General features: G+C 37.1%; 12 protein-coding genes. 2 read left to right on the top strand and 10 right to left on the bottom strand.

Translation table 11 applies throughout. The annotated features are described in order from the left end of the window. Window positions 1–37: 37 nt before the first annotated feature. Genes JIV24_RS02100 through JIV24_RS02085 form a run of 4 tightly spaced genes read right to left on the bottom strand, consistent with a single transcriptional unit; the run spans window position 38 to window position 3,125 of the window. Complete coding sequence (locus JIV24_RS02100; protein ID WP_200463348.1) at window positions 38–736, bottom strand: hypothetical protein; 699 nt, start codon at window positions 734–736, stop codon at window positions 38–40. A gap of 59 nt (window positions 737–795) precedes the next feature. Further along, the gene (locus JIV24_RS02095; RefSeq protein ID WP_200463347.1) at window positions 796–1,404 is read right to left on the bottom strand and encodes an ABC transporter ATP-binding protein; all 609 of its coding nucleotides are present in this window, start codon (window positions 1,402–1,404) and stop codon (window positions 796–798) included. Between the two features lies 1 nt (window position 1,405). After that, window positions 1,406–2,248 (bottom strand): hypothetical protein, encoded by an 843-nt coding sequence (locus JIV24_RS02090; RefSeq protein ID WP_200463346.1) that lies wholly within the window; start codon window positions 2,246–2,248, stop codon window positions 1,406–1,408. A 28-nt stretch (window positions 2,249–2,276) separates the two neighbouring features. Beyond that, window positions 2,277–3,125 (bottom strand): hypothetical protein, encoded by an 849-nt coding sequence (locus JIV24_RS02085; protein WP_200463345.1) that lies wholly within the window; start codon window positions 3,123–3,125, stop codon window positions 2,277–2,279. 424 nt (window positions 3,126–3,549) lie between these two features. Here JIV24_RS02085 and JIV24_RS02080 point away from each other — a divergent pair, with 424 nt between their 5' ends. After that, window positions 3,550–4,125: a glutamine amidotransferase-related protein gene (locus tag JIV24_RS02080; RefSeq protein WP_200463344.1), complete on the top strand. Its 576-nt coding sequence runs from the start codon at window positions 3,550–3,552 to the stop codon at window positions 4,123–4,125. 99 nt (window positions 4,126–4,224) lie between these two features. Beyond that, window positions 4,225–6,369: an ATP-grasp domain-containing protein gene (locus tag JIV24_RS02075; protein WP_200463343.1), complete on the top strand. Its 2,145-nt coding sequence runs from the start codon at window positions 4,225–4,227 to the stop codon at window positions 6,367–6,369. A 438-nt stretch (window positions 6,370–6,807) separates the two neighbouring features. On the opposite strand, the gene JIV24_RS02070 is transcribed toward JIV24_RS02075, so the two are convergent. The 6 genes from JIV24_RS02070 to JIV24_RS02045 form a co-directional block, all read right to left on the bottom strand. Further along, a complete protein-coding gene (locus tag JIV24_RS02070) occupies window positions 6,808–7,329 on the bottom strand; it encodes a sulfatase-like hydrolase/transferase (protein WP_200463342.1) in 522 nt (173 codons plus the stop codon). Continuing rightward, a complete protein-coding gene (locus JIV24_RS02065; RefSeq protein ID WP_200463341.1) occupies window positions 7,317–8,114 on the bottom strand; it encodes a sulfatase-like hydrolase/transferase in 798 nt (265 codons plus the stop codon). The genes JIV24_RS02070 and JIV24_RS02065 overlap by 13 nt, the downstream gene beginning before the upstream one ends. Window positions 8,115–8,122: 8 nt before the next feature. Next, on the bottom strand, window positions 8,123–8,650 hold the full coding sequence (locus JIV24_RS02060) for a sulfatase-like hydrolase/transferase (protein ID WP_200463340.1): 528 nt from the start codon (window positions 8,648–8,650) through the stop codon (window positions 8,123–8,125). 270 nt (window positions 8,651–8,920) lie between these two features. After that, window positions 8,921–10,261, bottom strand: a complete 1,341-nt coding sequence (locus JIV24_RS22725) for a transposase (protein ID WP_200463339.1) — start codon at window positions 10,259–10,261, stop codon at window positions 8,921–8,923. 380 nt (window positions 10,262–10,641) lie between these two features. Further along, on the bottom strand, window positions 10,642–12,078 hold the full coding sequence (locus JIV24_RS02050; protein WP_200463338.1) for a sulfatase: 1,437 nt from the start codon (window positions 12,076–12,078) through the stop codon (window positions 10,642–10,644). Window positions 12,079–12,291: 213 nt separating this feature from the next. Then, complete coding sequence (locus JIV24_RS02045; protein WP_200463337.1) at window positions 12,292–13,815, bottom strand: RagB/SusD family nutrient uptake outer membrane protein; 1,524 nt, start codon at window positions 13,813–13,815, stop codon at window positions 12,292–12,294. Window positions 13,816–13,914 lie beyond the last annotated feature (99 nt).

Genomic DNA, 13,914 nt, shown 5'->3' with positions numbered 1-13,914 from the left:
CTTTAACAATCCTTTTGTTAATGCATTCACAATACACCTATACCTTTCTCATTTTCAAGTAATAAATAACATTTGCCAAACCAGCAAAGACAGCAGAATAACCAACAGATCCAATCAACACCTTACTTACACTTAAACTTTCAAATGCTGCTACAATAGCCATTTGCGATGGATAATATGCCGGAAGATACTTTATTAGGTCCTTATTCAGAGCTTCGGAATAAAACAGAGGATTTTGAAGCCAGCCCGCATCTATATTGGCGAGCAGAACGATAAACAGAATCCCTTCCAATTCACCTTTGACGATGCTACCCACTAACAGCCCATAAAAACCATAAACCAATCCGGATAAAACTAAAGCAAAGCAAAACAGTACAAACTGTTCGGGCCTGAAAAACAATAAAATTGCCAAAGCCGTATAAACGGCAACGAATACAATTATTAGTAACAATACTATTAGGTTACTCATTAATAATTCCGACGGATGGTAACCACATATTATCAGACGCTTATTAACGTCAATGGAATCCTGAATAAGAACTAATCCGATATAAGAAGACAAAAAGCCGACCGAGGCGACGCTAAAAAATACCAAAGAGCTAAATCGTTCAGATACTTCTATAAACCGTTGCGGTATTAAAGAGGCAACTTCAAAAGGCACTACTCTTTCTGATGTTGTTAAATATACTACGAGGAAAAACACACTGGGAATTACAAACATCAGAATCGGTACCATTCGCCTTCTGATAACCATCCGGCTAATTAGTATAGTACTTGTATGTAATCGAGAGATACTCATTCTAAAACACCATTATTCAATTTATATACTTCATCGAAATAAGAGTTATCTGTAAGCAGGTGGGTAACTAAAAGTACACTTCCTCCCTGCTTCCTATAAACATCTATAAATTCCAGGAAAGCCTGATAAGTTTCCAAATCAAAACCATTATAAGGTTCATCCAGAATCAGTAGATCGGGCCGATGCATTAAAGCTATTGCCAGGTTGAGCTTTTGAACTGTTCCTCCGCTTAAGTGAAGTACCTTATCGTTTTTATATTGTCCAAAACGGAAGAATTCCATCAGGTACTTGTAATACCGCGATTGCTCCTTATCATAAGCTTGTAAATCATATGCGCTTGCATAATACTTAAAATTCTCTGCTACCGATAGCCTGCTGAACACAAGCGGTTCCTGTGGACAATAACCAATTTTTCCTTTTACTCGTAACTGTCCGGCATCAGCCTTTACAAAACCAACGAGGATTTTTACCAATGTTGATTTACCGGAGCCATTCTCGCCAACCACACCTTTTACACATCCTGCGTCTATAGCAATATCAATGCCCTTAAGAACAGTTCTATGACCAAAAGCTTTCCTGATATTTTGCCCTTTAAGAATCATCATCCTAGCTACCTTTAAAATCAACTAACTCATGTATACTCCAACCTTTATCATGCATTAACCCATTGCGATAAAGTTGTCCTTTACTTAACCATTTGGTTTCCTTGGCCATTAGAAATACTTCGGGTACAATCTTATTAAAACCCGGAAGTAAACGCAGTAGCTTCTTAACAACATAGGCAATTTTATGGCCTTGTTCAAGCACTCTATCAGGCACCAAATGTAATGTCAGCTGCAAATCAGGTATTACAATCACTTTATCATTCAATACAGATACCTCAACCTGTTCGCCGTTATACCATAACCATCGCTTAGGTTCAACTCCCCGGAAATCAACCCAAACCATATTTACAGAACCTGAGAAAAAATGCCCCCATCGTAACTGACTTAAGTTAATTTTCCATGGCTCAACTGTTAATTTTAAATGTTCAACATATCCTTTACCACTATACTTTTTGCCATTATGAAGTTCCACCTTAACATCAGAAAAACTCTGGTAACAACACCAGTCCAAACCACCTTCTTCTGAATTAAATAATTGTTTTTTAAACATGCTGCCCTGTTGAGTCCACTCTCCATTAGCGCCTACTGCCTTACTATGCCATTTTATCTTACCTTCATTGCAGATCGGCCACTCAACTTTTTTAAATGATGAATTGACATTATTATCTTTTCCAGGTTTAGAAAACAGTAAACTACTATATGGAACACAAATACCTCTCCATTTTAGAATAGCCGCATAAGCTATGATACAAAAGCCCTCTTTGGTTACACTATCGAAAAACCACTTGGAAACCGTAAAGGCAGGTTTCTGAGTCTGAATAATATTGGCTTTTGATTCTGTCATAGCAAGCTTTAAGCTAAGTGATTAATTTCTATGTTATTAGAAGAGTCTTTTTGAAGTATTTCCTCGCCGGCCACTCATAAACTACCGGAAGCGTACAACGGGTAAGCAATGAAAAGTGAGCTTTTTTAAGGTTTTTGTGATGTTCCTCAATAAGTTGCATTCCTTTATTAGCTTGGTGTACAAACCATTTTTTTATAGCAGGATGAGAAGGATCTTTAATGATATCTAAATCAATACCAAAGCGGTTACAATCTTCTTGGGTAATATTAATATACCCTGCTTCAAAATCAGTTTCAAAATCCTGTAAGTCATAATGAATTCGGGTAGCAATACCCAGCGGTGATAAGAGTTCATACTTCGCGGAAGCTTCATTAAAAAGCTTTAGTGTTGCTTTTATTGTGCCGCGTACATCCAATATATGAAAATGCCACATCAATTCCTTTTCCGGGAAAATCAAGTATTTACCTCTTCTTTTTGCGTCAAACAACAGACTCGATAAAATATCATCCGTTTCTGACACAAAATCCTGGTTAAACTTCTTACCCAACTCAAAACAATACAACATCAGGTAATCCACTTCATCAACCGGATTTTCCAATGACTTTGAGAAAGCAATTTTCTCAATAATATAATCTTCTACACTCTTATATTTTGCAGGCAAAGGAGCATCACCATCAACAATATCATCAATGAAACGCATTAATGTGTAATAGGACTCCAAAAAAGCCCCCCTGGTTGGACTAAAAGAAACATATTTGAAAATCCGCAAATACCAAAGAAACGTTCTATACTTCCAGGCTCTGGTTTTTAACAACCAACGGTAAACTTTACGCCTCATTTGACGTGCTAAACGGACTGATGGCATCATTGCTTCCATAAAATGGGTATATACCAGCTATTAATCGTTGCTTTTTATAAAGTTATGGAAGTTATTATAGAAACTCAAAGTTGCGACTCAATATCCTAATGAGAAGGATTAAACTTTTAAATAAATCAAGCTCATAAATAGGCTTTTTGTGAGACTATTAATAATAGCGAATTACAAGCACTCCCCTCATCCAGCAAATTATTAGCCATTAAAACATTCTGAACATAGAGTCCTATTTACTTCTTGTTTCAATGTTTATTGCAAATTGCGATTATAAATTAATAATTAACAGCCACAACGTGATCAGTAGGAAATGGAAAAATAATCTATTTATATAATATTTCATTAACAGGCTTAATTTCTCATTCTTTTTTGGCGTATCTTAGACACATTATTTTTATTGTTTTACTAGCTGTTGTAAGTATTTTGAGAGATGTTGTTAGTCATTGATAACCAGAGTGCTTTTATAAAGAAATTTAAACGTCAGTTTCTTTCAGAGCAGGATTTTGATTATGTGTTTTTCGACCATAATCAGCCGATTACATTATCTGCCAAAACGGAGATAAAAGGAATCATCTTATCAGGAGGTAAGGGCAACCCGTATGAACCTCTAAATCTCACTTCCAATTTTGTTGCGCTAATGAATTTTAATGTGCCTGTGCTAGGTTTTTGCCTGGGGCATGAAATTATAGCAGTAAGTTACAAGGGGCGTATAAAAAAGCTCTCTGAATACAGCGGTAAAAAGGAAATGATAACCATTACAAAACCTGATGATCCCATTTTTGAAAACTTGAATAAAACTGAAGTAGCATTAGTGAAGCGTCATGCTTATTATGTTGCCGAACTACCTGCTACTTTTGAAAGCCTCGCCACATCAGATACATGTTTTTCTGAAATCATAAAACACAAAGAAAAACCAATTTACGGATTTCAGTCACACCCCGAAGTATCAGGAGCCGATGGAGTACTAATGGTGAAAAACTTCCTGAAAATTTGTAAGATTATATAATATAAATAGTTAATCTCTGGCATTAAAAACCATTTACACCCATTGTACAGGATATTGATGTCATTTACTTAAATTCAATTAGTATAATAAAATTAATAAATGAAAGTTGCTTTAATTTACAACAAAGATATCAGCGGTGTAATTAATACCTTTGGTATGCAAAATAAGGAGTTCTACAATGAACAAACTGTTAAAAAAGTAGCGGACAGTCTTGAAAAAGCCGGCCATAATGTGGCTGTACTCGACGGTAATAAGCAAATTATTGAACGTCTGGAAAATTTTATGCCCAGAGTGAACGAAGGGGAACAGATGGGTATGATTTTTAATATGGCATATGGTATTCAGGGTGAATCGCGTTATACCCATATACCAAGTATGCTCGAAATGCTCGGATTACCTTATGTTGGTTCTTCGCCATCGGGCCATGCACTCGCATTAGACAAAGTTCTGACTAAAATTATATGGAAGAACAACGGTTTACCAACCCCTGATTTCTGGGTCTTCAACAGCCATGATGAAGATATGTCATCAGTGAAGTTTCCGGTCATTGTAAAACCCAAAATGGAGAGTGTATCCTTTGGATTAAAAGTGGTTTATAACCAGGAGGATTTAAGAGAAGCGGTTCATTTTATTGTTGCCGAATTTGGTCAGCAGGCATTGGTGGAGCAGTTTATTAGAGGCAAGGAATTTTGTGTGGGTTTGATTGGTAACTCCCCTGTTGAATCCTTTCCAGTGCTAGAAATCGATTTGGAAGGAGATCCTGATGCCATTCAAACAGTTGACGATAAGCAGGGTAAACCCAAGAGGAAAGTTTGTCCGGCACACATCTCTGAGGAATTGTCAGCAAAAATGCAAAAGATCAGCATTGAAGCTTTTAAGGCATTAAACCTAAGAGATTTTGCACGTGTTGACATTCGGCTGGATGAAGACGACAATATCTACTTGTTGGAAATAAACTCTATGGCAAGCCTTGGTGAGACGGGTTCGTATCCCACGGCTGCAAAGGTTGCCGGGTATAACTTTGAAGCTTTGGTCAATAAAATGCTCGATGTAGCCTCGGTGCGTTATTTTACAAATACCTTGCCTCAGGCAGAAGCTTCAAAACCAGTTGCTAAAAGTAATCCAACAGCGCGTATGCGCACGTTTATCAAAACCAGACAACAACGCACTGAGAAACTTCTAAAACAGTTGGTAGATACCGATACCTATGTTAGGAATGTGGAAGGGGTAAATTATTGTTCTGGAATAATAAGTTCTGAATTGAGTCAGATGGGATTTACACAGGAAGTTCATCCCCAGCTTGAGGTGGGTAATATTCTATATTTCTCCAATTCATTCAATCAGGATGTTGATTATCTAATCATTCAACCATTGGATAACCGTATTAAGCTGGCAAAACACGAAAACTATAATGAGCAAGAACAATACCTTGAAGGAACAGGGATTTGGGAAAACAAAGGAGGAATTGCCATTTTTATATCTGCATTACAAGCACTAAAGTTTTCAAGAAATCTTAGAAAACTTAAAATAGGCATCCTCCTGATAACCGATTCTTCGATTGACGGAAGGTATTCCAAAGCAATTATTCAACAGAAGACTGAAAAAGCTAAAGCAGTTATCTCATTAAGTGGCTCTTCAAAAAGCGGTGGGATGATTTTGTCTCGTTCAGGATCAGCCTTGTACCGTATTGAAACAAAATTAATTAAGAAAGATAACCCCGAAAATGTGTCAGCTACCGCCATGAATTTTAATAAAACACTGGCATCAATTACTGACATTTCGCATAATGATAGCAACAATATTATTGCACCTTATAACATTGAGTTTACGAGTAATATTTTTAAGATGACAGCTTATGGCTCGGCCGGGATTAGTATTCGATATAATAGTCCGGAAAAACTTGATGAAATTGAGAAGAAGATAAAGAAAATATTAGCCGCTCAAAAGCGCAGTAAAATATTTCAGGTTAAAATTGAAGGAGGTTTAAAAAGGCCTGCAATGGCTGTTTCAACTAAGTCTAAGCAATTTTATGACAGCATTTGTGATTTGGCAAAGAAAATTGATGTGCGTATAAGTGAAGAGCACCGGTGGAGTTCGGCAGATATATGCCACATCAATAAAGACATGCCCATCATAGATGGCTTAGGCCCTGTTGGAGAGTATTTGCCATCGGATAACGAAAGAATAATCCGTCATAGTTTAATTGAAAGGGCTTTGCTTCTTGCCTTGGTGTTGAAGTATTAGAAAACGTATCAATAACCCAAATTAAAAACTCCTGGTTTATTTTTAACCGGGAGTCCTTTTGCGGCAAATTAATTACTTAAAGATTACTACCCAGTAAATATAAGGCTAACTATTAAACTATGGTACGAGAGAGAGTACCGCTTTCTAACTTTGCCAAGTTTAGAAAAAACAAACGGTATTTACAACGTTTTTTCTTATCATGAGTCGCTAATTCGTGCATTAAAACAGCTATATGAGAAGTTGTAAAAAGTGTAAATATTAATAATTTGTTTTAACGTTAAGGAAAAATTCAATACGAATATTATTTCGCATTTATTTGATCAACCATGGCAATAAAAAACTTAACCACATTAATGAAAAACACCACCAAAGCCCTGAAATACAAGAAGGCTGTTTCATTCCAAAACAGCCTCCTTTACCATTTTTTATTATATGTTATTACTTTAATTCCAGTTCCTGAGTTTTTAAATTTAGATCACCTCTCAAAAGCTTATAAGACTCAATCATTTCTTTGAGTTTTACTGGTTCATTTTCAGCCAGGTTAATTTGCTGGCCAATATCCTTAGCTAAGTTATAAAGTTGATAGTGATTACTATTTCCTAATTCAATATTTACCCATTTATTCTTTGCGGGTCCATCATAAGGCGGAATCATCAACCATTCACCTTTGCGTAAAGCTGTTTTAGTATTTGCTTCGATCACCAAGGATTCCCTTCCTTTATGGCTTTCGCCAATCATTACATCCAATAATTCTTCACTGTCAGTATTTGTCTCTTTAGCTCCAACTAATTTTGCAATAGATGCCAACAGGTCAATCTGACAAACCAAAGCATCAGACACACCAGGCTGAATAGTACCTTTCCAATAGGTAATGAATGGCACACGGGTACCTGCCTCGAACAAGCTGTACTTACCACCGCGTAAGAAACCAGCCGGAGTATGATTTCCTATTTTCTCCACCGCATCATCATAATAGCCATCTTAGTATTTGCTTCGATCACCAAGGATTCCCTTCCTTTATGGCTTTCGCCAATCATTACATCTAATAATTCTTCACTGTCAGTATTTGTCTCTTTAGCTCCAACTAATTTTGTAATAGATGCCAACAGGTCAATTTGACAAACCAAAGCATCAGACACACCAGGCTGAATAGTACCTTTCCAATAGGTAATGAATGGCACACGCGTACCTGCCTCGAACAAGCTGTACTTACCACCGCGTAAGGGACCAGCCGGAGTATGCTTTCCTATTTTCTCCACCGCATCATCATAATAGCCATCATTCAATACAGGTCCGTTATCACTTGAAAAGATAATCAAGGTATTTTCAAGAATACCTTCTTGCTCTAATGTTTTTATAAACTCACCGACACACCAATCTGCTTCAATAATGACATCACCACGGGGGCCCATGCCCGATTTACCTTCAAAACGGGGATGAGGGGTACGTGGCACATGTGGTTGTTGCATGGCATAATACAAGAAAAATGGCTCATCTTTATGTGACTTCACATAGTCCTGTGCTTTGGATAGAAAATGATCTGCCATATCTATGTCGCTCCAACGAGCAGCTTCGCCACCTTTCATATATCCAATACGTGGAACTCCGTTCACAATGGTTGCATTATGACCATGGTGCCACATCATTTCACATAATTCAGGGTTATCATTACCAGTTGGTTGACCTTCAAAATTATTCTTATAATTTATTTCAATCGGATCATTCGTATCAAGCCCTTCAACCATGCCATTCTTTAAATAAACTGTAGGTACACGACCTGAGTTGCTGCCAGGTAATATGCATAATCAAATCCCACCTCATTGGGACCAGGTGATACATGCCTGTTCCAATTAACATTTCCTGTTCCTAAACCCAGATGCCACTTACCAACTAATGCTGTTTGATAACCATTCGACTTTAACATTTTTGGCAGAGTAACCTGAGCAGTGTCAATAATTAATGGTGCTGTGCCCGGCAGTATTTTAGCCTGTTTGTTTTTCCATGGGTAAACTCCTGTCAGTAATGCATAACGACTTGGTGTACATGTAGCTGATGAGGCATAACCATTTGTAAACTTTATACCTCCATTAGCTAGGGCATCAATATTAGGGGTTTGTATTTCTGTAGCACCATAGCTGCTTAAATCACTATAGCCAAGGTCATCGAGATAAATAACCACTATATTAGGTTTTAGGGGCTCTTCAGACTTCTTTTGTTTAGCTGGTTGGCATGCAAAAAACACAGCCATCCCAATAATTAGAAAACTATTTAAAAATTTCATTGCTGTATTTTTTCAATTTGTCGATTCATTATTTGAATAAGAAAAGGTATTTCAAGTTAAAAAGCGCAGTTCACTATTGCGATCATTAATTCGGTGAGTATGCTTTGGTTCATATATTTCGAATCTTCCATTCGTTAAGGACATAGATAACCCATTAACAGCACTTCTGCTGCTTTATATTTTTTTGAATAGTGAGTCATTGCTTTATAGGCTTCTTATTTATTATGCTGGTTGAACCTGATTTTAGGAGCAGGATTTCCCCATACCGGGCTATGCCAGTCTTATTTGATTTCGCTTTCTGACAAAATGGTCATATTCAACACTATCAATATCCACCTCTAAAAAGAAGGTACACAACCTTTTCCAGAGATACTTGATGGTCATTTTGCTGTCTTTCTTTAATGCAGGCTGGAGGTCTTTGCTCTTTTCAACAAATTGATTGATCATGTGCGCAATCATCATGCATTGATAATAATTGCGCAATGCCGTAAAAGACACCCTTGAGTACTTGTGCTTCATATTGTAGCCGTGGTTTTTTAGGTAATCAAAAGAGTTTTCAATAACCCAACGCAAACGCCCTGAGCAGGATATGCGTTCATAGTTTTTAGCACATGCCTTTATGCTACTCAGATGTGTAAACGTTTTTATTTTATCTTCTGCATTTGGAGATTGAATCTGTTCTTCACATTTAACGTATGAAAGGGCAATGCCTTTGTAGTCGATATTATCGATGTAAGTATAGTTCTGCTTTTTGAAGCTTTTGTTTGCCCCAGGAATTAGGCGTTCGGCATGTTTGCGTGCTGATGGTGGCAGCAGGTCAATCTCCTGATGAACAGAAGGTAGGTTACCATCTTTAAAAGTGACGATAAATTCCCAACCATGCTCGATACAAATCTTGAAGAAAGGTTCGTTGGCATACAAAGCATCAACAAGAATAAGGATGGGCAGGCGAGGAAACTCTTTCTTTAGTTTTGCGGCCAACCGCTTAAAGGCGTTTAATTCACAGTCTTGTTTGTCATATTCTCCTTGTTCGCTATTGCGTATCCATTCAGTTCCAATTGAAAAGGCCATATCATTAGTCGTAACCAACTTGGCCTCCAGTACATGATGAAAGTATGTTGTATTCCCATTTTTTGAAGTTTTACTGGTGCATTCCCCACAATAATCTGAGCTGTAAGACGCAATGCCGGTTGCATCTACTGAAATCATAAAGTATTGGTTTTGAAAGCGAAACTTGTGTAGTACCCTCTTAGCCAACAAGCTATGCAGAACCTGACACTTCAGCTGCTCCAATTCATTGGTTGAAATGGCCCGCATGACATCATCTATGGCATCGCAACTCGGCAGTTTAAGTTTAAATACACGAGTATAATTCTCACTAAAAAGCGGATCCTTACGATCCTGATCAAAAGCATTGCGAGAGCCAGAATTAAAAACGGACATCATAATCCCACCTAAGATTAATTCTGATAGCTTATACTCTTTTCGCATTCGCGGATCAGTTAATGCTAAAATCCGCTCTTCAAGATTTGGGAAATGACTATTGATGACTTTACCAATCTGGAAACATACTTGTTTGCCGACACTAAACTCTTGGGCACATTTACTCACTAAAAATTAGTGGATTACGTTAAATTTAAGTATCTTTAAAGCACACAAGGTTAGCTAGATAGATAGCTAACCTTATTAATTCTATTAAATATAATATTATGAGTAAATGACTATTTACCCATAGCATGGGTAAATGTATACAATACTATATTCTTCCCGAAAAATATTTTCAAGTACTACTCCTAATCAATTGATATACTGCCTATATATTTTTAAGCGAAATCAATGATTAAGATTGGTGAGCCACACTTTTTAATTAAAGGACAATTATTATTTCTTAACAGACATTAATTTTACCTGATAAGCGACTCCTTGTTTGTTGTTAACGCTTTATTTCGCATGACTATTCTCTATTTTATCTTTTCCAGTTAATAAAATCCCTATTTATTGTTCAAATCTTGATATTTACTTAGTTTTGATTTCAATTCATTAAGTATTTCTGTACCCTCATATTTCCAAAAGGCATTTTCATTTTCTTTTGGATCCTTCTTTAGGTCAACTAACATTTTTGATTTTAATGTTCCTTTATACTTATTTACATATTCAGTGTACAGAAACCTATCTGTGATAATTGTCTCACCATGGGCAAACCTTGCAAAAACTTGTTCTTTATGCTTTTTTGACGGGTCATCCAATACGGGAACAAAGCTTTTACCATGGAGGTGCTCCGGTAACTCTAGCCCTGCCAAATCACAAAAAGTTGGGTACAAATCTACATACTCAGCCAGTGCATTTGTTTTTACATTTGCTGCCTTTCCAGGTACTTTTACAATTAAAGGTGCTTTTAGTACACGGTCGTAAAGGGAATGTTTGCCCCATTGCTGGTGTTCACCAAGGTGCCAGCCATGATCGCCTATAAGAACAACAGCAGTGTTTTTGTGTAAATCGAGGCGTTCCAGTTCACTCAGCACATCACCCAACAGTTTATCGATATAGGACACACAAGCATAATATCCGTGCAGCAATGTCGTTGCTGTACTGTCATCCATAGCTCCTATTTTAGGAATTCCGGAAAAATTTCTTATCTCGGTAGAATTAAAAATATCTGTTCTTCCGCTGATTTTAAAAATGGCTTCTGCTGGTGCTCCGATGGGAGGAAAAGGGTTATCCGCAAGCTTTATATCTTCGCGTTGGTACATATCCCAATACTTTGCAGGTGCACTAAAAGGTAAATGTGGTTTTTGAAAACCCATTGCCAGGAAAAAAGGTTTTTCTGATTTGGATAATTCCTGTAGGGTTTCAATCGCTTTTTTAGCCACCTTACCGTCAATATATGCATCATCAGGAAAATCTGCCTTATCGTAAGCTAAACCCTTTTTACCCTGCTTAATGAGATCTTTGTTTTCTTGTGAATAATAACATTTATTCCAACCTCTATCCGTTTTTGCCCTAAATGGCTTTTGACTCCAGGCATTCACATCATCATTGGGATCATGAAATACTTTCCCCAGTGATATAGTTGTGTAGCCATTCTCTTTAAACCACATAGGTAAGCTGGTTACTTCGGGTGCATCCACATCGTGACTTGCCTTATAATTGACAAACCGTTCTCGTGTGGGGTACAAACCTGACATAAAACTGGCTCTTGAAGCCCCACATGTTGGTACCTGACAATAGGCACGGTTAAATATCACTCCCTCCTGCCCTAACTTATCCAGGTTTGGTGTAATCATTTGGTCCTGACCAAAAACACCGGCTTGTACACGTAAATCGTCAACGATAACAAACAGTATATTTTTAACTTCGTTTTGCTGGGCCGAGATTTGAAAATGCAGGGCCAGTAGTATAAAGAACAGGCAAACTTTTATTTTATTCATAACTTTAAATTTTTAACTAAAGTATTATGTATTAAGCTTAAAATATTCAATAATTGTCCGTTAATTTTATTGATTCATCCACTTGGTGCAAACAAACGATAGATAATACACCTTTTAAAACAGAATAAAAAAATCCCGACAATAATTAGCCGGGATTCTATTGATAAAGTGTTGCGATTAATAAGCTCGCGTTAAGTAACTCATTTTACGTAATTAATCGACAAGCTCATTTCCATCAATTTCAATAAGAGGGATGGGCAAGTACATAACATTTTCTTCATTAGTATCTAAAGTGACATCAACAGCGTCTTTAAATGTAGGCGCTGTATTGTGCGGAATGATTACATTATTTAAGAAATATTCATACCCTCTACGACGGTTGTTGAACCATTCGTGCCCTTCAAAAGCCAATTCGAATTGGTATTCTTTCATAATGGCATTTCTAAAGGATTCCTGATCGCCGGAATAGTCTGCATGGGGCGTTAATCCAACCCTGCTCAATACTTTGGTAACATAGCCCAGTTGTTCTCCATTTTGTAATTCATTAGAAATTTCAGCCAACATTAATAGCAAATCAGAATACCTATAAACTATAAAGTTCTTATTGGTATAAGTGGTAGTAATGTTTTGGTCTTTTTCTCCTAATTTAAGTACGTATGGAAATGCATTGTTAAAATTAGATCGCCAAGTGACATCAGGATAGCGCTTTGATTCACTCCCGTTGACTTGGTTAATAAAATTACCAATATATGTTGACGCTAGTCTGGGATCGCCCGGATAGGTATTGGCGTGTAAATCATAAACCTCGGCATTGACATAAAGCTTTCCCCAAGTAGGCGTTATAATGTATCTGTGTGAGGGTGTAAACTCTTTGACGTGATTCATACTGGCCATTTCAGAGGATTGAATTTCAAAGATTGATTCCTCCGTGTCGTCACTGGTAGCTGTTTGAAATAAAGCATCATAATCGCCCACTAAAGCATATTTTCCATATACTTTTATGGCTTCATCATAAGCCATTTGCCAATAATTTAAACCTGTCTCTTTGTGTTCTGCTGGAGCAGTTGCTAATGTCATATATACTTTTGCCAGCAACATAGCCGCTGCCTCCGGTTTTACGGTACCTTTACCAACAGCGCCATTCATTAATTCCTGGGCTTTTTTCGTGTCGCTAACGATTTGAGCGTAAATGTCCTTAATTGAAGATTTCCCAAGATGTACTTCTTCTTTGGTTGCAGGAACAAGCCTTAATGGCACCTCTCCCCACATTCTCACCAGATTAAAGTAATTAAATGCTCTCACAAAATAAGCCTGGCCCACAACATCGTTGATGACTTCATCGTCTTCTGTTGTAGGGTTTTCTGAAACAATTGCCGATTGAATCGCATCATTTGCCCTCGCAATAGATCTGTAAATACCATTCCAGGTATTATTAAGTTCGCTAATGGCACTTGTTGGTTTTAAGGAAGCAAGTGTAACATTAGGAACGCTGGTATTTTTATTACCTTGACCTCTTGTTACTGCAAAACCAGAATTTAAACTTGATAAGAAAATAAAATTATATCCATAATAATTTCCATCTGCAAAGCTTGCGTAAATGCCTGTTAGTGCCCTACTGGCATCTTCACCTGTAGCATAAACGTTTTCGTTGGCCAAAAACGGAGGTTCTTCGTCCAGATCACAACTGGTAACAATTAGACCTAATATTGCGAACAGTAAAATTTTATATTTTTTCATCTGTTTATAATTTGATTTTTATTTGTCAGATGGAACTCTCAAGAAAAATCTAATCATCCTAAAGTGCAGAAATTTGGATGCCGATTTTTCATGGTCGTT

Source organism: Carboxylicivirga marina, from assembly GCF_016612505.1.
Classification (GTDB): domain Bacteria; phylum Bacteroidota; class Bacteroidia; order Bacteroidales; family Marinilabiliaceae; genus Carboxylicivirga; species Carboxylicivirga marina.
This window is presented reverse-complemented; position numbering and strand designations above follow the sequence as displayed.